The sequence below is a fragment of the Bosea sp. 685 genome (assembly GCF_031884435.1).
Classification (GTDB): domain Bacteria; phylum Pseudomonadota; class Alphaproteobacteria; order Rhizobiales; family Beijerinckiaceae; genus Allobosea.
Window position 1 is genome coordinate 4,968,316 of the sequence record NZ_CP134779.1, and the last position, 19,986, is coordinate 4,988,301.

Consider the following 19,986-nt stretch of genomic DNA (forward strand, 5'->3'; position numbering starts at 1 on the left):
TCCTCTCTGATTGATTTGGCCTGTCGCTTCGAACCGTGACGAGTTGCCAGTGCGCGTCGTAAGGATTCTGCGCCGATGAAATACCGCGCCGCTGCTCGTCGCAGATCCGAGCCGATCGCCGATATCAGGAAGATTCTCATCGTCGAGGATTCGAAGACCTTCGCGAAGGCGCTGCGCAAGCTCCTCACTGAGGAGATCGGCCTACCCATCGTCTCCTGCGCTTCGCTGAACGAGCTGCACGAGGTCGTCACCGAAGAGCCCGAGGCCTACGGCATCGCGGTGGTCGACCTGAACCTGCCGGACGCGCCCGACGGCGAAGCGATTGACTTCACGGTCCAACGCGGCATCCCGACAATCGTCTTCACGGGGAGCTTCGACTTGCAGACGCGCAGCCGGATCATGGAGCGCGACGTCATCGACTACGTCCTGAAGAACAACGAGTTCGCGCTGGACACGCTGGTCACCGCGGTCAAGCGCGCCTTATCCAACCGCGAGATGCGCATCCTCGTCGTCGATGACCAGGCGACTGCACGCAAGCACCTCGCCAGGACGCTGGCGGTGCAGCAATATTCGGTCATCGAAGCTGGGTCCGGCACGGAGGCATTGGCACTGCTGGAGGCCAATCCCGACATCCAGATCGTCGTCTCCGACTATAATATGCCGGATATCAACGGATATGAGCTGACGCGCAAAATCCGCCGCCTGGTCGGACCGGACAAGCTGCGCGTGATCGGGGTTTCGTCCACGACCGACATCGCCGTCTCCGCCGGTTTCCTGAAAGCCGGAGCCAACGACTTCATTTCGCGGCCATTCATGCCTGAAGAGCTGCAATGCCGGATCGCGAACAATGCGGACACACTCCTGCAATTGAAACAGCTGCAGGAGCTGGCGTCCCGCGACTATCTCACCGGGCTCTTCAACCGCCGGCATTTCTTCGAGAACGGCCCGAAGCTCATCAAGACCGTGCAGGCGCGCCCTTCAAGCACGGTCGCGGTTCTCGATATCGACCACTTCAAGCAGCTCAACGACACCCACGGCCATGACATCGGCGACCGGGTGCTCGAATTGATCGCCCGCTGCCTGGCGGATGCGGTCGAAGGCACCGGCAACCTGCTTGCCCGCCTCGGCGGCGAGGAGTTCGTCATCCTGTTTCCCGGAATGAACCCAACCGCCGCGATGCGCTTCAGCGATCACCTCCGGCTGGATATCTCGCACGCAACTTTGCAGATCGGGGCCGAGGCGATCTCCGTCACAGCCTCGATCGGCGTTGCGGAGGCCGATCCGGCGGATAGTTTCGATCATTGCCTGCGCAGCGCGGACCAGGCGCTCTACGCGGCAAAGCAGCAAGGCCGGAACCGGGTCTGCCTTGCCGCCAGCTGACGCCTCGGCCCAGGGAAAACGCGACTCTATCCCTCGACCAGGGCGGGCCGCGACACCGCCGCGGCGGGTTGTTCGCCCATCAACAGGGCCCGCGACGCCTTCGCCTCGCGCACGACGAAATCGACGATGGCGCGCACGCGGGCGACATCCTTCAGGTCGGCATGGACCAGGAGCCAGAAGGACCGCGTGATCGAGACGGTCTCGGGCAGGACCGGTACGAGGCGCGGCTCGCCCTCGGCCATGAAATGGTGGATCACGCCGATACCGGCTCCGGCGACGACCGCGTTCATCTGCGCCAGCACGCTCGAACTCTGGACCTGGGCGCGCAGGCCCTTGGCGACCTCGTCGAGATAGTCGAGCTCGGGCGTGAAGATGAGGTCATCGATATAGCCGACGATGCGGTGATCGAAGAGGTCTTCCGGCTTCTCGACCTTCGGCATCGCGTCGAGATACTCACGCGCGGCATAAAGCCCGAGCCGGTAGTCGGAGAGCTTGCGTGCAACCACCTTGCCCTCCTTGGGAGGGGCGAGTGTGATTGCGACATCGGCCTCGCGCTTCGACAGCGAAAGCAGGCGCGGCATGGCGATGAGCTGGATCTCGAGGCCGGGATAGGCGCTCGCCAGCTTGGCCAGGCGCGGCGCCAGGAAGGTGGTGCCGAAGCCGTCGGGCGCGCCGATCCGGACCGTGCCGGCGAGCGCCATGTCGGCGCCGCCGATATCGCTCTGGATCGCCAGCGCCTCGGTCTCCATGCTCTCGGCCTTGGCCAGCAGCCGCTCGCCATGGGCGGTGAGCGTGTAGCCCTGCGGCCGGCGCTCGAAGAGCTTGGCCTTGAGCGCTTCCTCCAGCGAGGTGATGCGGCGCGAGACCGTGGCGTGGTCGGCCCCGAGCCGGCGCGCCGCTGCCGTCAAACGGCCCGAGCGCGCGACCGCCAGGAAGAAGCGCAGATCATCCCAGTCGAACCGCTCCAAAGGCGCTCTCCCCGATATTCGCTTTTCCGCACGACATCCTATCCATCGCCGCTATAGCCGTGCGCAAACGAGAATGGTAGGGGTGACGCCTGTCTCAGGACATCACCATTCGTAGGGAGGGCGCGATGCGTCAGGTTGGGCATTTCATCGGCGGCAAGCATGTCGCGGGCACCTCGGGCCGCACTGCCGACATCTATCAGCCCATGGACGGAAGCGTCATCGGCCAGGTCGCGCTGGCCTCGGCCGCCGAAATGCGCGCCGCGGTCGAGAACGCCGCCGCCGCCCAGCCGAAATGGGCCGCGGTCAACCCGCAGCGCCGCGCCCGCGTGCTGATGAAGTTCCTCGACCTGATCGCGCAGAACAATGACGAGCTCGCCGAATTGCTCGCCCGCGAGCACGGCAAGACCATTCCCGACGCCAAGGGCGACATCCAGCGCGGCGTCGAGGTGGTGGAATTCTCGCTCGGCGTGCCCAACCTGATGAAGGGCGAGTTCACCGACGGCGCCGGCCCCGGCATCGACATCTATTCGCTGCGCCAGGCGCTGGGCGTCTGCGCCGGCATCACGCCGTTCAACTTCCCAGCGATGATCCCGCTCTGGAAGCTCGGCCCCGCGATCGCCTGCGGCAACGCCTTCATCCTGAAGCCCTCCGAGCGTGACCCCGGCGTGCCGATGCGGCTGGCCGAGCTCTTCATCGAGGCAGGCGGGCCTCCCGGCATCCTCAACGTCGTCAATGGCGACAAGGTTGCGGTCGACGCGATCCTCGACGATCCCGACATCAAGGCGGTCGGCTTCGTCGGCTCGACCCCGATCGCGGAATACATCTATGCCCGCGGCTGCGCGGCCGGTAAGCGCGTGCAGTGCTTCGGCGGCGCCAAGAACCACATGGTCATCATGCCCGACGCCGACATGGACCAGGCGGTCGATGCGCTGATCGGCGCCGGCTACGGCTCGGCCGGCGAGCGCTGCATGGCGATCTCAGTTGCGGTTCCCGTCGGCAAGGCCACCGCCGACGAACTGGTGAAGCGCCTCATTCCGCGCGTCGAGAGCCTCAAGATCGGCCCCTCGACCGACACCGCCGCCGATTTCGGCCCGGTCGTCACCAAGGCGGCGATGGAGAAGATCAAGGCTTATGTCGATGTCGGCATCGAAGAGGGCGCCAGCCTCGTCGTCGATGGGCGCGACTTCAAGATGCAGGGCTATGAGAACGGCTTCTATGTCGGCGGCTGCCTGTTCGACAACGTCACCAAGGACATGCGCATCTACAAGGAGGAGATCTTCGGACCCGTCCTCACCGTGCTGCGCGCCGAGACCTATGACGAGGCGCTGAAGCTGACCAACGACCACGAATACGGCAACGGCACCGCGATCTTCACCCGCGACGGCGACGCGGCGCGCGACTTCGCCTCCAAGGTCCAGGTCGGCATGGTCGGCATCAACGTGCCGATCCCGGTGCCGCTGGCCTATTACACCTTCGGCGGCTGGAAGCGCTCCTCCTTCGGCGATCTCAACCAGCACGGCCCGGACTCGATCCGCTTCTACACCAAGACCAAGACCGTGACGGCGCGCTGGCCCAGCGGTATCAAGGACGGGGCGAGCTTCGTCATTCCGACGATGAGCTGAGCGGGCGCGCGGAGGCGGCGATGACGCGATTGCCACGGGTTCAGACGATGATGCTCGTCTTCCTGTGCTGCGCGCCTGACGCCATGGCACAGCCGGACTTCGATGGTCCGGCAGTCGTCGCCTCCGATGCGAGCCGCTGCGCGCCGGACAGGACCGCCCAGGCGCCGCTAAGCGAGCCGCAGACCAGCGCCTGCCGCAGACTCTGGCAGGACGCCGTCGCGATTTCGCGCCAGCGCGCGCTGCTCGCGCAAATCCGGGCACAGCGCGAACGGACGGAGATGCTCGAGGTCGCCCGCCTGCTCGCAACGCGCGGCGCCGTGGCGAAGCGGCCGCCGGCCACGATCGAAACCTTCCTCAGTGACGGCCAGCTCGCCTATGGCGATGTCGTCGTCATCGAGGGCGGCCCGCGGGTCTTCGTCGGCCGCCCCGGCGACAACCCCGACATCAGGGATTTCATCTCCCTCGCCTCGCCGCGCTCTCCGCATAGGAGGCGCGCGGCGCAATATGAAGGCGCGCTTCCCGAAGGCAGGAGCCTGCAGCTCGGCGAAGCGCCACGGACACCGCCCAGCCGCCAGGAGCGCCAGCCTTGACGCCGTTCTCGCTCACCGAAGACCAGATCGCCATCCAGGAGATGGCGCTCGGCTTCGCCGCCGACACGCTGGCCCCCAACGCCATGCGCTGGGACGAGGAGAAACATTTCCCGGTCGAGGAAATGCGCGCCGCCGCGGCGCTCGGCATGGGCGGCATCTACATCAATGAGGATGTCGGCGGCTCCGGCCTCTCGCGGCTGGATGCCGCGCTGATCTTCGAGGCGCTCTCGACGGGCTGCCCGACGGTGGCGGCCTTCATCTCGATCCACAATATGTGCGCCTGGATGATCGACCGCTACGGCTCCGACGAACAGCGCAAGAGCTTCCTGCCGAAGCTGTGCACCATGGAGCATCTGGCGAGCTACTGCCTGACCGAGCCGGGCGCCGGCTCGGACGCCGCCGCGCTGAAGACCAAGGCGGTTCGCGATGGCGACACTTACATCCTCGACGGGCAGAAGCAGTTCATCTCGGGCGCCGGCGTCTCCGACATTTATGTCGTGATGGTGCGCACCGGCGAAGCCGGCCCCTCCGGCATCTCGACCGTAATCGTCGAGAAGGGCACGCCCGGCCTCTCCTTCGGAGCCAATGAGAAGAAGATGGGCTGGAACGCGCAGCCGACGCGGGCCGTGATCTTCGAGAATTGCCGCATTCCCGTCGCCAATCGGATCGGGCCGGAAGGCATCGGCTTCAAGATCGCGATGGCTGGCCTCGATGGCGGCCGGCTCAATATCGGCGCCTGCTCGATCGGCGGGGCGCAAGGCGCGCTCGACAAGGCGCTGGCCTATGCACAGGAGCGAAAAGCCTTCGGTTCGCGCATCGCCGATTTCCAGGCGCTGCAGTTCAAGCTCGCCGACATGGCGACCGAGCTGGAAGCGGCGCGGAGCTTCCTCTGGCGGGCGGCCGCCTCGCTCGACGCCAAGGCGGCGGACGCGACGAAGCTCTGCGCCATGGCCAAGCGGGTCGCCACCGACACCGGCTTCGAGGTGGCCAACCAGGCGCTGCAGATCCATGGCGGCTATGGCTATCTCGCCGATTACGGCATCGAGAAGATCGTGCGCGACCTCAGGGTCCACCAGATCCTCGAAGGTACCAATGAGGTGATGCGGATGATCGTCGCGCGCGGATTGGTCGGGCGCGCGAAGGGGAATTGAATCGGAGTTAGAATCTTGCAGTTCTTTCGCGATTGGCTCCTTCAACTAGGCGGTGTCGCATTCCTCGGGGCAGCGGCAGCATTTGCATCCAAAGTTCTGGGCGTCGACAAATCGACGATCGCCGTGGGCTTGGTCGGCGTCTTGGTCGGCTGGTGCGCTTGCTGGCTTAAGAACGCCTGGTTCAGCCAACCGAAGGGTATCGCAAGACCTGGCGAAGCCGGTCTGACACGCATCGCCATTCAGCGCTCATCAATCGACAACAGCATCCGCGCGCCATTGCCGGCGCAAGTACAGACGACGCAGCAAAGCGAGGAAAAGCCATGACCAGCATCGCCTTCATCGGCCTCGGCAATATGGGCGGGCCCATGGCCGGCAATCTCGTCAAGGCGGGGCATACGGTCAGCGCCTTCGATCTGGCACAGAGCTCCAAGGACGCCGCCGCCGAGCTCGGCGTCGGGATCGCCGGTTCGGCCAAGGAGGCGGTCGCGGAGGCCGACATCGTCGTCACCATGCTGCCGGCCGGCAAGCATGTGCTCTCCGTCTGGGCCGATATCCTGCCCTCGGTGAAGCCGGGTGCGCTGCTGATCGATTCCTCGACCATCGATGTCGAGAGCGCCCGCAAGGCCCATGCGCTGGCGGCCGAGCACGGCTGCCTCTCGCTCGACGCGCCGGTCTCGGGCGGCGTCGGTGGGGCCAAGGGCGCGACGCTGACCTTCATGGTCGGCGGTGCGGATGAGGCCTTCGCGCTGGGGGGACCCATCCTCAAGGCCATGGGCCGGCGCATCGTGCATTGCGGCGACGCCGGCAACGGACAGGCCGCCAAGATCTGCAACAACATGATCCTGGGCATCTCGATGATCGGCGTCTCCGAGGCCTTCGTGCTGGCCGAGAAGCTCGGGCTCTCGCATCAGGCGCTGTTCGATGTCGCCTCGACCTCCTCGGGCCAATGCTGGTCGTTGACGACCTATTGCCCGGTGCCTGGCCCGGTACCGACCTCGCCCGCCAATAACGAATACAAGCCCGGCTTCGCCTCGGCCTTGATGCTGAAGGACCTGAAGCTCTCGCAGGAAGCCGCACAAGCCGCCGGCGCCTCGACGCCGCTCGGGGCGGCGGCCGCGCAGCTCTACGGCATCCACAATGCCTGGGGCGAAGGCGGCGCGGATTTCTCGGCCATCATCCATCTGCTGCGCGGACGCAACCTTTCATGAAGCGTGCCTGCTTTCGTGAAGCGCACAACCTTTCGTGAAGCGTACCTGCTTTCGTGAAGCGCGCTTGCGCGGCCCCGTGAGGAGCAGCTAGGACGGAAGCCATGAACGATGCTTCCAACCGCCGCGAACGCTCGGCCCAGACCGGCTTCGCCACCAGCCATCTCGACCGCCGGGCCGATCTGCGCGACAAGCCCGATGCGGTCGCCGCCTTGCGCCATCGCTCCGATACACGGCTGACCGTGCTCGCGGGCGAGACGCCGGTGCTGAAGCGGCTCGAGGGCGAGGCGCTGTCGATCTGGTTCAGCCATGGCGAGACCGAATGGCTCGGCGCCGGGCTGGAAGAGGCCTTTCTCGGGCTCGACCCAGACGGCGCGCCGCGCTTTGCGCGGTTGATCGACAAGGCACTTGCCGAGCCCTTGCGCGAGCGGCCTGAATTGCTGCTGACCGATCTGCGTTCGGTCGCGCTGAAGCGGCTCGTGCCCGCCCATGAGCTCGGCCCGCTCGGCGAGGGCAAGGCGCTGCTCGACTGGCATGCGCGCCACCGCTTCTGCGCCCAATGCGGCGGCCCAAGCGAACTCGGCTCGGTCGGTTGGAAGCGGAAATGCACGGCCTGCGGCGCGCAGCATTTCCCGCGCACCGACCCGGTCGTGATCATGCTCGCCACGCGCGGCGACAAATGCCTGCTGGCGCGGCAGGCCCGCTTCGCGCCGGGCATGTATTCCTGCATCGCCGGTTTCATCGAACCGGGCGAGACCTTCGAGGATGCGGTGCGCCGCGAGACCTGGGAGGAGGCGGGCCTGCGCACCGGCACGGTGCGCTACATCGCCTCGCAGCCCTGGCCGTTTCCCGGTTCGCTGATGATCGGCTGTCTGGTCGAGGCCCTCAACGACGACATCGTGCTCGACGGCATGGAGCTGGAGGCCGGGCGCTGGTTCTCGCGGGCCGAGGCCCTGCAGATGCTGGAAGGCAACCATCCCGAAGGCTTCACCAGCCCCCAGCATCTGGCGATCGCCAACACGATCCTGCGAGCCTGGGCCGTGGAGGGCGAAGAGGTGACGAATGGCGAATAGCGAGTGGCGAATGCGCCCTGCGCCTTATTCGCCACTCGCTATCTGCAATTCGCCTACTTACTCGCCCGCCTCCACGAAACTCTCCCGGAAGGCGTGCGCCGGGTAGACGCCCAGGATCTTCATCTCCTTCGAGAAATACTCCAGCTCCTGCAGCGCCCGCTTCAGATGCGGGTCGTCCGGATGGCCCTCGACATCGAGATAGAACATCGTCGCGGAGAAATGCCCATCGACCATATAGCTTTCGAGCTTGGTCATGTTGATGCCGTTCGTCGCGAAACCGCCGAGCGCCTTGTAGAGCGCGGCGGGAATGTTGCGGACGCGGAAGACCAGGGTCGTCACGGTCTTCGCCGGGCCCTGGCGGGCGAATTCCGGATATTTCGACAGGATCACGAAGCGCGTGGTGTTGTGCTTCTCGTCCTCGATATCCTCCATCAGGATATCGAGCCCGTACACCTCCGCGGCGATGCGCGGCGAGATCGCGGCACGGGTCAGGTCGCCGGCCTCGGCGACCTGCCGGGCGGAACCCGCCGTATCGGCTGCGACCTCGGCCTTGAGGCCGAGCTTGCGGATCATCTTGCGGCACTGACCGAGCGCGTGAATGTGGCTCTGCACCGTTTTCAGCGTGGCCAGCGTCGCGCCCTTCAGCGCCATCAGATGGAAGCGGATCGGCAGGAAGTGCTCGCCGATGATGTGCAGCCCCGAACGCGGCAGCAGATGGTGGATGTCGGCGACGCGGCCGGCGATCGAGTTATCGATCGGGATCATGCCGTAGCGCGCCGTGCCGTCGCTGACCGCCGCCAGCGCATCCTCGAAGGTCGCGCAAGGCAGCAATTCGCAATCAGGAAAGGCCTGCAGGGCCGCCTGCGACGAGAAGGCGCCGGGTTCGCCCTGATAGGACACGATGACAGGCATGAAACTCTAGGCTCCGGCGCGGGCTGACAGGATCGCGCGGGCGCGGTCCAGATCGTGGGGGGTATCGACGCCGAGCGGCACGTCGTCAACGACGATGATGTCGATGCGCATGCCGTCCTCGATGGCGCGCAACTGCTCCAGCCGCTCGCGCCTCTCAAGCGGCGACGGCGGCAGCGAGACGAAGCGATCAAGCGCTTTGCGGCGATAAGTGTAGAGGCCGATGTGATGATAGAGCGGCCCCTCCCCGCCCGGCGCGGTGACGCGGGTAAAGTAGAGCGCGCGCATGCGCCCGGGCGCGATCTCGCTGCCGATGGCCTTGACGACGCTGGGCTCGGTCTTCTCGTCCTCGCGCGTGATGATCGCGGCGAGCGTCACGATATCCACAGCCGAATCCGAGAGCGGCCCGACCGAGGCTGCGATCACGCGCGGATCGATGGTGGGCAGGTCGCCCTGAACGTTCACGATGACATCGTGCCGCCCCTGGGGATCGAGGATGTCGGCCGCCTCCTTGATCCGGTCCGAGCCTGAGGGATGATCGTCGCGGGTCAGCACGGCACGGCCGCCGGCCTTCTCGATCACTTCGACGATGCGGGCCTCGTCGGTCGCGACGGCGACCGGGCCGATTCCGGCCTCCATGGCGCGGCGCCAGACATGAACGATCATCGCCTCGCCATGGATATCGGCCAGCGGCTTGCCCGGCAGGCGCGTCGCGGTCATGCGGGCGGGAATCAGAATCAGCGGGTCGGACATCGCGGCAGGCTCGGCTGGGCCGTAGGGGGCACGGCGGGAAGCGTCAAAAGGTCTCAAAGCGGAGGGTGCTTATACGAGTTGCATTGCAGCGCGCAAAGCGGTTAAGCAACGCTCGGGTGTCGGCGCTTTCAGGCCCCGGCCAAAGCGCTGTCTTGCCTCCCGCGCTACCCGCGTCGGTGGGCCGAGGGTTCGGATACGATGGATATCGAAACCAACAAGATCGCCGGAGCGGTTCTCTCCACTCTGCTCGTGGTGATGGGGCTCAGCATGATCTCCGGGATCGTCTTTACGCCCCACAAGCCGGCAGTGCCCGGTTTCGACCTGCCGAGCGAGGAACCCGCAGCGGCTGCCGGCGCAGCAGCGCCCGCAGCCGACGAGCCGATCGCGGTACGCCTCGCCAAGGCCGATCCGGCCAAGGGCGAAAAGGCGGTCGGTGCCTGCAAGGCCTGCCATAATTTCGAGAAGGGCGGCGCCAACAAGGTCGGCCCGCATCTCTACGATGTCTACGGCCGCAACGAGGGTTCGGTCGAAGGCTTCGGCTACTCGGCCGCGATGAAGGGCCGCAACGACAAGGTTTGGGAAGCCGATGGGCTCGACCACTTCCTGAAGGGGCCGAAGGCTTACGTTCCCGGCACCGCGATGGCCTTCGCCGGCATCAGCAAGCCCGATACCCGCGCCGACGTCATCGCCTATTTGAATACGCTCTCCGACGCGCCGAAGCCGCTGCCGAAGCCCTGAGTTTCACGCGGCGTCGATCCGGCGCTTATTACGATTGTGCCAAGCCGGGCCCTTCAGCCCGGCTTTTGCATATCCGCGCCATGCTGCCGCCGTCAGGATGACGGCAAATCCCTGAATGACTGGCGTCGCCGGTCGCGTTCGACATAATCGGAACGCGAATCGGCCGGCGAACCAATTTGGAGGCAAAAGAGCATGGCGATGCGCATCACACGCCGCAGAGTGCTGGAGGCAAGCGGCGCTGCTCTGGCAAGCGCGAGCCTGCCCTCGTTCGGCGGCCCGGCACTGGCGCAAGCTGATGAAGTCCACGGCCTCTCGACCTTCGGTGAGTTGGCGCTGCCCGCCGATTTTCCCTATTTCGCCTATGTGAATCCCAATGCGCCCAAGGGCGGCACGCTGACGATGCAGATCAAGCGCGCCGGCGGCAACCAGAGCTTCGACACCTTCAACACGCTCAACACCTTCGTGCTCCAGGGCGACGGGGCGGCGGGCATGGACGCCTGCTTCGACAGCCTGATGGCGGGCTCGGGCGACGAGCCGGGCTCGCTCTACGGCCTTCTGGCCAAAAGCGTGGCGATCTCGCAGGACAGGCTGACCTACCGGTTTCGGCTTCGGCCCGAGGCAAAATTCCATGACGGCTCGCGGGTGACGGCCTCCGACGTCGCCTTCAGCATGAATCTGCTCAAGGCCAAGGGGCATCCCTCCTTCCGCCTGACCCTGAACGAACTGGTCTCGTCGAAAGCCGAGGGCGACGACATCGTCGTCGTGCAGCTCTCGCCCAAGCGCAGCCGTGACCTGCATCTCATCGCCGCCGGCCTGCCGGTGTTCTCCGAAAAATACTGGTCGACGCGCAATTTTGAAGCCTCGACGCTGGAGCCGCCGCTCGGCTCGGGCGCCTATAAGGTCGGCCGCTTCGAGCAGGGGCGCTTCATCGAGTTCGAGCGCGTGCCGGACTACTGGGGCAAGGATCTGCCGGTCAATATCGGCACCAATAATTTCGACCGGGTGCGCTGGGAATATTTCCGCGACAGGCAGGTCGCGTTCGAGGCCTTCAAGAGCGGTGTCATCACCTTCCAGGAGGAGTTCACCTCGCGCATCTGGGCGACGGGCTACGATTTTCCCTCGATCAACGAAGGAAAGGTCAAGAAGGAGTCCGTGCCCAAGACCGAGCCGATCGGCTCGCAAGGCTGGATCTTCAATCTGCGCCGCGACAAGTTTTCCGACCCACGCATTCGCGAGGCGCTGGGGCTGTGCTTCGATTTCGACTGGACCAACAAGAACATCATGTTCTCGTCCTTCAGCCGGATGACCTCCTATTTCGAGAATTCCGACTGCAAGGCCATCGGCAAGCCCTCGCCCGCGGAGCTCAAGCTGCTCGAGCCGTTCCGTGGGCAGGTGCCCGATGAGGTCTTCGACGAGCCCTTCCTGCCGCCGGTTTCGGACGGCTCGGGCAGCGACCGCAACCTGCTGCGCCGAGCCGACGAGATGCTGCGCGCCGCCGGCTGCAAACGCGACGGCAATGTCCTGAAGCTGCCCAATGGCCAGCCCTTCGAAATCGAGTTCCTCGATTCGCAAGCAGCGCTGCAGCCACATACGCAGCCCTTCCAGGCCAACCTCAAGCGGCTCGGCATCAATGCGACCTCGCGCATCGTTGATGCCGCGCAGTACCAGCGCCGTACCCAGGAGTTCGATTTCGACATCGTCAGCATGGCGCTTTCGGGCAGTTCGATTCCCAGCGACACGCTGCGCATCGTCTACGGGTCGTCTGCGGCGAAGACGCCTGGCTCGCGTAATCTCGGCGGCATCGCCAGCCCGGCGATCGACGCGATGATCGAGACAATCGGGCAGGCCCACAGCTATGCCGAGGTCGTCATCGCCGCCAAATGCCTCGACCGGCTGCTGCGGGCCGGGCGCTACTGGATTCCGATGTGGTGGAACGCCCATGAGTGGCTGGCCTATTGGGACATGTTCGACAGGCCGCAAACCAAGCCGAAATACACCTCCGGCGCACCCGGCATCTGGTGGTACGACGCCGAAAAAGCCAAGCGCATCGGGAAGGCCTGAGCATGGCGGCGGTCATGCAAGGCCATGTCACGGGAGCTCCGAACCTGCTCCTGCGCCTCGAAGGCGCCCTGCTCGGCGGGCTCAGCGTCTGGCTTTTTGCCCGCACGGGCGTTTCATGGTGGGTATTCGCCGGCCTCATCCTGGCGCCGGATCTCGCCATGCTCGGCTATCTCTGCGGCCCCCGGCTGGGTTGCGCAATCTACAACGCCGCCCATTCCCTGATCGGCCCGGCCCTGCTGGGGGTTGCCGCCACGGCTTCGGGATCCTCCATGATGCTGGCTGTGGCCTTGATCTGGGCCGCGCATGTCGAGTTCGACCGGGCGCTCGGTTATGGGCTGAAATATGCTACGCGCTTCGCTGACACTCATCTCGGCGTTATTGGCCCAGCCAGAAGGACCGAGTGAACCGGCATGCTGAGCTATATCGCGAGACGTATCGCCTTGATGGTGCCGACGCTGTTCGGCATCCTGCTGATCTCCTTCATCATCGTGCAGTTCGCCCCCGGCGGGCCGGTCGAGCGCGTGATCGCGCAATTGCAGAATCCGGCGGCCGGGAGCGCGTCGGATCGCGTCGGCGGCGGCCAGGGCGGCGATGCAGGCGCGCAATTGGGCGGCGATTCGAATTCCGCCTATCGCGGCGCGCAGGGGCTCGACCCCGCCTTCATCAAGGAGCTCGAAAAGCAGTTCGGCTTCGACAAGCCGGCGCATGAGCGCTTCCTCAAGATGCTGGGCGACTACATCCGCTTCGATTTCGGACGCAGCTATTTCCGCGATGCGCCGGTGCTGCAATTGATCAAGGAGAAGCTACCGGTCTCGATCTCGCTCGGCCTGTGGATGACGCTTCTGTCCTATGCGATCTCGATCCCGCTCGGCATCCGCAAGGCGGTGAAGGACGGTTCGCGTTTCGACACCTGGACCAGCGCGGTCGTGATCGTGGGCTATGCCATCCCAGGATTCCTCTTTGCGATCCTGCTGATCGTGCTCTTCGCCGGCGGCTCGTTCTGGCAGATCTTTCCGCTGCGCGGGCTCCATTCGGAGAACTGGGCGCAGCTCAGCCTGCTCGGCAAGACCATCGACTATCTCTGGCACATCGCCCTGCCCGTCACCGCGATGGCGCTGGGTGCCTTTGCCACCTCGACCCTTCTGACCAAGAACTCCTTCCTCGACGAGATCCGGAAGCAATACGTCCTGACCGCCCGAATGAAGGGTCTGTCCGAGCGCGGCGTGCTCTACGGTCATGTCTTCCGCAATGCCATGCTGATCGTGATCGCCGGCTTTCCCGGCGCCTTCGTGCATGCGCTCTTCGCCGGCTCATTGCTGATCGAGACGATCTTCTCGCTCGACGGCTTGGGGCTCTTGTCCTTCGAGGCGATCGTCAACCGCGACTACCCGGTCGTCTTCGCCAATCTCTACATCTTCTCGCTGATCGGCCTTGTCGTGCACCTCATCACCGACCTGACCTATACTTGGGTCGACCCCCGCATCGATTTCGAGACGCGGGAGGCCTGAGGCGATGAGCGACACGCTGATCGACGCGCCCCCGCCAGCCTTGCGCAGCCATGCGCCGCTGGCCCCGCTGGAGGCAAGCCAGGGCTGGCTCAAGCTCTCGCCGATCAACCGGCGCCGACTGAACAACTTCAAGGCCAACAAGCGCGGCTGGTGGTCGCTCTGGATCTTCCTTGCACTGTTTACGCTCTCGCTCTTTGCAGAGTTCATCGCCAACGACCGGCCCTTGCTCGTGCGCTACAAGGGCGAATGGCTGTTCCCGGTCGCGGTGAATTACCCTGAAGAGAAGTTCGGCGGCTTCCTGGCCACGACGGACTATCGCGACCCGGTGATCGCCAAGGAGATCACGGCCAACGGCTACGCTGTCTGGCCGCTGATCCGCTACAGCTACCGCACGCATAACCTCGATCTGCCGGTGCCCGCGCCCGCGCCGCCGACCTGGCTGCTCAAGGACGAGCAATGCCGCGTCATCGCGCAGCGCAGCGGCGGCACGGGCTGCCGCGACCTCGAATGGAACTGGCTCGGCACCGACGACCAGGGCCGCGACGTCATCGCGCGATTGATCTACGGCTTCCGCATCTCGATCCTGTTCGGGTTGATCCTGTCCTCGATTTCCTCCGTGATCGGCATCGCGGCCGGTGCCATCCAGGGTTATTTCGGCGGCTGGACCGACCTGATCTTCCAGCGCATCATCGAAATCTGGACCTCGATCCCGGCGCTCTATCTGCTGATCATCGTGGCGGCGATCATCACGCCGAGCTTCTTCGTTTTGCTCGGCATCCTCCTGCTGTTCTCATGGGTCGCGCTCGTCGGCGTGGTGCGGGCCGAGTTCCTGCGGGCGCGCAATTTCGAATATGTCCGCGCGGCGCGCGCGCTCGGCCTCTCCAACCGCGCCATCATGGTCAAGCACCTCTTGCCCAATGCGATGGTCGCGACCCTGACCTTCCTGCCCTTCATCCTGAACGGTTCGATCACCACCTTGACCTCGCTCGACTTCCTTGGCTTTGGCCTGCCGCCCGGCTCGCCTTCGCTCGGTGAATTGCTGGCGCAGGGGAAATCGAACCTGCAGGCGCCCTGGCTCGGCCTCTCCGGCTTCGTCGTGATCGCGCTGATGCTGTCGCTGCTGATCTTCATCGGCGAAGCGGTCAGGGATGCGTTCGACCCGAGGAAGACGTTCGCGTGAACAACTCCCCCTCCTCTCCGTCCAGGATCTCTCCGTCGCCTTCCGCCAGGGCGGGCGCGAGACTGTTGCCGTCGACCGCATCTCCTTCCAGATCGCCAAGGGCGAGACGCTCGCCATCGTCGGCGAGTCGGGCTCGGGCAAATCGGTCTCGGCGCTCTCGATCCTGAAGCTCTTGAACTACCCCTCGGCGTACCATCCCTCCGGCAAGGTGATGTTCAACGGCCAGGATCTGATCGCGGCCGATGAGGATGCGATGCGCAAGGTGCGCGGCAACGACATCACCATGGTGTTCCAGGAGCCGATGACCTCGCTCAACCCGCTGCACACGATCCAGCGGCAGATCGGCGAAATCCTCGAGCTGCACAAAGGCCTGCGCGGCGACAAGGCGCGCGCCCGCACGCTCGAACTCCTGGCGCTGGTCGGCATCCGCGATGCGGAAAGTCGATTGGAGGCCTATCCCCACCAGCTTTCGGGCGGACAGCGCCAGCGCGTGATGATCGCGATGGCACTCGCCAACGAACCCGAACTGCTGATCGCCGACGAGCCCACGACGGCACTCGACGTCACCGTGCAGGCCCAGATCCTCAAGCTGTTGAAGGAGCTTCAGGGCCGGCTCGGCATGGCGATGCTGTTCATCACCCATGATCTCGGCATCGTCCGGCGCATCGCCGACCGGGTCTGCGTCATGCTCAAGGGCCAGATCGTCGAACAGGGGCCAGTCGGCGAGATCTTCGGCAATCCCCAGCACGACTACACCAGGCGGCTGCTCGCAGCCGAGCCGAAGGGTCGCCCGGCGCCCGTCCCGGAGGGTGCCGCCACACTGCTCGAAGCCGGACCGATGAAGATCTGGTTCCCGATCAAATCCGGTTTCCTGCGCCGCACCACCGGCCATGTGAAGGCGGTCGACGGCATCGCGATCAAGGTGCGCGAGGGCGAGACGCTCGGCGTCGTCGGCGAATCCGGCTCCGGCAAGACGACGCTCGGCCTCGCCATCCTGCGCTTGATCTCGTCGGAGGGGCCGATCGTCTTCCTCGGCGACCGTATTGACGGGCTCGCCAGCGCCGCCGTCCGGCCCAAACGTGGGGATCTCCAGGTCGTCTTCCAGGATCCTTACGGCTCGCTCTCGCCGCGCATGTCGGTGGCCGAGATCGTCGCCGAGGGCCTGACCGTGCAGCAGAGCGGGCTGAGCTATGCCCAGCGCCGTGAGATCGTCGCCCGGGCCCTCGACGATGTCGGGCTCGATCCAAGCGCGATGGATCGCTACCCGCATGAATTCTCCGGCGGCCAGCGCCAGCGCATCGCAATCGCACGTGCCATGGCGCTCGACCCTAAATTCGTCGTGCTGGATGAGCCGACCTCGGCGCTCGACATGTCGGTTCAGGCGCAGATCGTCGAATTGCTGCGCGACCTCCAGGCCAGGCGCAAGCTTGGCTATCTCTTCATCAGCCATGACCTCAAGGTGGTGCGGGCGCTCTCGCACCGGGTCGTGGTGATGCAAAACGGCCGGGTTGTCGAGGAGGGGCCGGCCGAGGAGATCTTCGCCCGGCCACGCGAGGCCTATACCCAGGCCCTGCTCGCAGCAGCGCTTAACCTCGAACCTGTCGGCGTCGCCGCCGTGAAGGACTAAGCATGGCTCGCGCCATCCTGATCGTGCTCGATTCCGTCGGCTGCGGCGGAGCGCGGGATGCGCATCTCTACGGCGACGAGGGCGCCGACACGCTGGGGCATATCGCGCAAGCCTGCAGCGATGGCAGGGGCGATCGCGCGGGCCTGCGCAAGGGGCCGCTCAAGCTGCCCAATCTGGTGCGCCTCGGCCTCGCCCATGCCTGCGAAGCCTCCACTGGCCAGCCGCTCGCCGGCATCGTCAAACCCGTCGCTCCCGAAGGCCAATACGGCTACGGCGTCGAGATCAGCCAGGGCAAGGATACGCCGTCCGGCCATTGGGAGATCGCCGGCTGCCCCGTGCCGTTCCAATGGGGCTATTTCACCGCGCTGGAGAATTCCTTCCCGCCTGAGCTGGTCGCCGCGATGGTCGAGCAAGGCGCCCTGCCCGGCATTCTCGGCAACAAGCATGCGTCCGGCACCGCGATCATCGACGAGCTCGGCGCGGAGCACATCAGGACCGGCAAGCCGATCTGCTACACCTCGGTCGACTCCGTGCTCCAGATCGCAGCTCACGAGGAGCTGTTCGGGCTGGAGCGGCTTTACGAACTCTGCCGCAAGACGCGGCTTCTCGTCGACCCGCTGAAGATCGGCCGCGTGATCGCAAGGCCCTTCCTGGGGACGGCCGAGGACGGCTTCAAGCGCACCGGGAACCGCAAGGATTTCGCCATTCCGCCGCCTGACGAGACCCTGCTCGACCGGCTGGCGGCACAGGGGCGCACGGTCATCACCGTCGGCAAGATCGGCGACATCTTCGCCCATCGCGCGACCGGCGAAGAGATCAAGCCTTTCGGCAATGCCGCGATGTTCGAGGCCGCGCTGGCGGCGCTGGAGCGCCTGCCCGATGGCGGCTTCTGCTTCGTCAACCTCGTCGACTTCGACAGCGAATACGGCCACCGCCGCGACATACCCGGCTATGCCGCCGCGCTGGAAGCCTTCGACGCGGCACTGCCGCGCCTGGAGGCCAGGCTGAGACCAGGCGATATCGCCATGATCACCGCCGATCATGGCAATGATCCGACCTGGCCCGGCACTGACCATACGCGCGAGCACACGCCGATTCTCGCCTTCGGGCCTGACGTGGCTGCGGGTTCGATCGGCAGACGCGAAAGTTTCGCCGACATCGCGGCGTTGCTGGGAACCTGGCTCGATATCGGCGTGGTGGGGCCGGGCCGCCCCTGGTAGCGTTCAGGCCGCCGCGACCAGAGTACAGAACGCCGCGACCTCATGGCGGATGCTGTGCGCCTGCGCGGCAAGCGCATCGGCCGCCTCCTGCAATTGCTCCGCCGCATCATGCGAGCGCACCGTCATCAGCTCGAAATTGCCGACGACACCGACACCGCGCCTGGCGCCCTCGAACGAAAGCTGGACCTGGCGCGCGATCTCCGCGGTCGCCCGATCCTGCTCATGGACCGCAACCGCGATCGCCTCAGCCACTTTCTCGACCTCACCCATTGCGCCAACGATATCGCGGATGGCCTTGAGCGAGCGCTGCGAGGCGATCTGCATCGCATGGATCTGGCCTGAGACTTCGTCAGTGGCGCGAGCGGTCTGCGCCGACAATGTCTTCACCTCGCTGGCGACAACCGCGAAGCCACGCCCCATCTCGCCGGCACGCGCCGCCTCGATCGTGGCATTCAGCGCCAGCATGCTGGTCTGCGCCGCGATGCCGCGAATGATCTCGACGACAGCGCCGACATTCTCGCTGTTGCGGGCAAGCTCCTCGATCTCATCGCTGGCGCGGCGGGCGAGATCGGCTGCGTTCTTGGAACCGTCGGCGGAATGCGAGACGTTTCGGCCGATCTCACCGATCGATTCCGCGAGCTGACCGCTCGCATTGGCAAGCTGATCGATGCCGCGCGTCGTCGCATCCGCAGCCTCAGAGACCAACGCCATCTGCTGGCGCGCCTGATCCGACGTGCCGGTCAGTTCGCGCGACCCGCCCTGCATGGTCTCGGCCGCGCGATCGAGTACCGCCATGGCCCGCTCCATCTGGGAGCGGAAGCTCTGGACGATCTCGCGCAGCGCCTCCGCGCGCCGCCCGAGCTCGCCAGCCTGGCGCTTTTCGCGTTCGCCCGCCATCCGCTCGCGCTCAGCGATCTCGTTGGCGCGCTGCAGGCTGTTTTCATTGGTCGCGAACATCCGCCCCAGGATCACGGCAAGTGCCGCCAGGAACGCGGTTTCGATGATGACGATCACGGCGTGCAACAGCACGCGCAGGAGGCTGCCACCCTGATAGAACACGGCGGACGGCAGGATGTATTGCAGGGCGAGGTGGTGGAGCGCTGTCAAAGCGGCGCCCATCACGATGGGACGCCAGTCGCAGAAGCCAGCGAGCAAGGCCAGGACCGCGAAATAGTACATATGCGTATCGGGCTGCCAGGGATGGCCGGCGAAGCTATAGACCAGCATCGAGACCTGGCCGATCAGCACGAGCGCAATGACGAGCTGCGTGACGATGGCGACGCCGCAGCGCAGGTAGAGCAGCAAGGCGCCCATAGCCAGCAGGAAGGCACAGGACGCCGGCAGCAGGATGTCTCCGCCGCGGAACCAGATGCTCAGCGCCAGGATCGGCACGTGCAGGAATGCGAGCCCCAGCAGCACGCGGGCGACGGCGGCGCGAATGCCCGTCAAGGTCCAGATCATAGGAATGGTTCCACAGACGCGCGGGAATCGAGGCAGCCGGCGAGTCCGTCAAGCGCCAGCATGAGCAAGGCGCCTCGCGGCCTGACGGTCTCGGCTTCGGCTTCGGCAGCGGCCGCGATCACGATGAAAGGTGAAATGCCACCGCGCAGGACGCGATGCCCGGCCGCGAGGCTTCGCGCCATCGCGTCCTGCTGCGGCATCCATGGTGGGAAGATGATCGCCTGCGGCACGGCCCGGCCGATCGAGGCCTGAGGCAAGCTGAGCACGGCAGCGAGGCTGACAGCCATCAGAGTCAGCACCACGATGCAGCCATCTCGCAGGGCCGCAACCCGCCCGCTATTGGCGGAGGCTCCGATCAGGCTTCCCGATGTCATGGGATGTAGGTTTCTCCGGGGCGCCAAGGTTTCTGTGCGTTTCCGGATGAACTGGGGCCACTCCCGTAAAGTTTTACTTAAAGATGAAGGCGAGGCCTAACCGTGATGATTTTTAGCGCTGCCGTTTACTGTTTTTAAGAGGTTGAAGATTACAACTGTAGATAGT

Annotated in this window: 19 protein-coding genes; 14 read left to right on the forward strand and 5 right to left on the reverse strand. The window is 65.4% G+C overall.

All coding sequences use genetic code 11. The annotated features are described in order from the left end of the window. Positions 1-75: 75 nt before the first annotated feature. A complete protein-coding gene (locus RMR04_RS24405; RefSeq protein WP_311911069.1) occupies positions 76-1,380 on the forward strand; it encodes a diguanylate cyclase in 1,305 nt (434 codons plus the stop codon). A gap of 26 nt (positions 1,381-1,406) precedes the next feature. On the opposite strand, the gene RMR04_RS24410 is transcribed toward RMR04_RS24405, so the two are convergent. After that, positions 1,407-2,348 (reverse strand): LysR family transcriptional regulator, encoded by a 942-nt coding sequence (locus tag RMR04_RS24410; protein ID WP_092170057.1) that lies wholly within the window; start codon positions 2,346-2,348, stop codon positions 1,407-1,409. A 125-nt stretch (positions 2,349-2,473) separates the two neighbouring features. Here RMR04_RS24410 and RMR04_RS24415 point away from each other — a divergent pair, with 125 nt between their 5' ends. From RMR04_RS24415 to nudC, 6 genes are all read left to right on the forward strand, one after another. Continuing rightward, positions 2,474-3,970, forward strand: coding sequence for a CoA-acylating methylmalonate-semialdehyde dehydrogenase (locus RMR04_RS24415; protein ID WP_311911070.1), 1,497 nt, complete (start codon positions 2,474-2,476; stop codon positions 3,968-3,970). 20 nt (positions 3,971-3,990) lie between these two features. Next, the gene (locus tag RMR04_RS24420; protein WP_311911071.1) at positions 3,991-4,560 is read left to right on the forward strand and encodes a hypothetical protein; all 570 of its coding nucleotides are present in this window, start codon (positions 3,991-3,993) and stop codon (positions 4,558-4,560) included. A 41-nt stretch (positions 4,561-4,601) separates the two neighbouring features. After that, entirely contained in the window at positions 4,602-5,711 is a 1,110-nt protein-coding gene (locus RMR04_RS24425; protein ID WP_311915931.1) for an isobutyryl-CoA dehydrogenase, read from the forward strand. A 15-nt stretch (positions 5,712-5,726) separates the two neighbouring features. Continuing rightward, positions 5,727-6,035, forward strand: a complete 309-nt coding sequence (locus RMR04_RS24430) for a hypothetical protein (protein ID WP_311911072.1) — start codon at positions 5,727-5,729, stop codon at positions 6,033-6,035. Next, positions 5,987-6,919 (forward strand): 3-hydroxyisobutyrate dehydrogenase, encoded by a 933-nt coding sequence (gene mmsB, locus RMR04_RS24435; RefSeq protein WP_311915932.1) that lies wholly within the window; start codon positions 5,987-5,989, stop codon positions 6,917-6,919. The genes RMR04_RS24430 and mmsB overlap by 49 nt, the downstream gene beginning before the upstream one ends. A 101-nt stretch (positions 6,920-7,020) precedes the next feature. Next, positions 7,021-7,989 (forward strand): NAD(+) diphosphatase, encoded by a 969-nt coding sequence (nudC, locus tag RMR04_RS24440; RefSeq protein ID WP_311911073.1) that lies wholly within the window; start codon positions 7,021-7,023, stop codon positions 7,987-7,989. A gap of 57 nt (positions 7,990-8,046) precedes the next feature. On the opposite strand, the gene RMR04_RS24445 is transcribed toward nudC, so the two are convergent. Beyond that, complete coding sequence (locus RMR04_RS24445) at positions 8,047-8,901, reverse strand: prephenate dehydratase (RefSeq protein ID WP_311911074.1); 855 nt, start codon at positions 8,899-8,901, stop codon at positions 8,047-8,049. 6 nt (positions 8,902-8,907) lie between these two features. Then, on the reverse strand, positions 8,908-9,651 hold the full coding sequence (locus RMR04_RS24450) for a 3-deoxy-manno-octulosonate cytidylyltransferase (protein ID WP_311911075.1): 744 nt from the start codon (positions 9,649-9,651) through the stop codon (positions 8,908-8,910). A 198-nt stretch (positions 9,652-9,849) separates the two neighbouring features. Here RMR04_RS24450 and RMR04_RS24455 point away from each other — a divergent pair, with 198 nt between their 5' ends. The 7 genes from RMR04_RS24455 to RMR04_RS24485 all read left to right on the forward strand — a co-directional run bounded on the left by RMR04_RS24455 (position 9,850) and on the right by RMR04_RS24485 (position 17,985). Further along, positions 9,850-10,389, forward strand: a complete 540-nt coding sequence (locus tag RMR04_RS24455; RefSeq protein WP_311911076.1) for a c-type cytochrome — start codon at positions 9,850-9,852, stop codon at positions 10,387-10,389. 192 nt (positions 10,390-10,581) lie between these two features. Next, positions 10,582-12,450, forward strand: a complete 1,869-nt coding sequence (locus RMR04_RS24460) for an extracellular solute-binding protein (protein WP_311911077.1) — start codon at positions 10,582-10,584, stop codon at positions 12,448-12,450. Positions 12,451-12,452: 2 nt separating this feature from the next. Beyond that, the gene (locus tag RMR04_RS24465) at positions 12,453-12,854 is read left to right on the forward strand and encodes a DUF4260 domain-containing protein (RefSeq protein ID WP_311911078.1); all 402 of its coding nucleotides are present in this window, start codon (positions 12,453-12,455) and stop codon (positions 12,852-12,854) included. A gap of 6 nt (positions 12,855-12,860) precedes the next feature. After that, positions 12,861-13,958: a microcin C ABC transporter permease YejB gene (locus RMR04_RS24470; protein WP_311911079.1), complete on the forward strand. Its 1,098-nt coding sequence runs from the start codon at positions 12,861-12,863 to the stop codon at positions 13,956-13,958. Between the two features lie 4 nt (positions 13,959-13,962). Then, positions 13,963-15,138 (forward strand): ABC transporter permease, encoded by a 1,176-nt coding sequence (locus RMR04_RS24475; RefSeq protein WP_311911080.1) that lies wholly within the window; start codon positions 13,963-13,965, stop codon positions 15,136-15,138. Continuing rightward, positions 15,107-16,765: an ABC transporter ATP-binding protein gene (locus RMR04_RS24480; RefSeq protein WP_311911081.1), complete on the forward strand. Its 1,659-nt coding sequence runs from the start codon at positions 15,107-15,109 to the stop codon at positions 16,763-16,765. The genes RMR04_RS24475 and RMR04_RS24480 overlap by 32 nt, the downstream gene beginning before the upstream one ends. Before the next feature lie 2 nt (positions 16,766-16,767). Continuing rightward, a complete protein-coding gene (locus RMR04_RS24485) occupies positions 16,768-17,985 on the forward strand; it encodes a phosphopentomutase (RefSeq protein WP_311911082.1) in 1,218 nt (405 codons plus the stop codon). 3 nt (positions 17,986-17,988) lie between these two features. Here RMR04_RS24485 and RMR04_RS24490 read toward each other — a convergent pair whose 3' ends face one another. Next, positions 17,989-19,446 carry a methyl-accepting chemotaxis protein gene (locus RMR04_RS24490; RefSeq protein WP_311911083.1) on the reverse strand — a complete coding sequence of 486 codons (1,458 nt, stop codon included), beginning with the start codon at positions 19,444-19,446 and terminating at the stop codon, positions 17,989-17,991. Further along, positions 19,443-19,820, reverse strand: coding sequence for a hypothetical protein (locus tag RMR04_RS24495; RefSeq protein WP_311911084.1), 378 nt, complete (start codon positions 19,818-19,820; stop codon positions 19,443-19,445). The genes RMR04_RS24490 and RMR04_RS24495 overlap by 4 nt, the downstream gene beginning before the upstream one ends. Between the last annotated feature and the right edge of the window lie 166 nt (positions 19,821-19,986).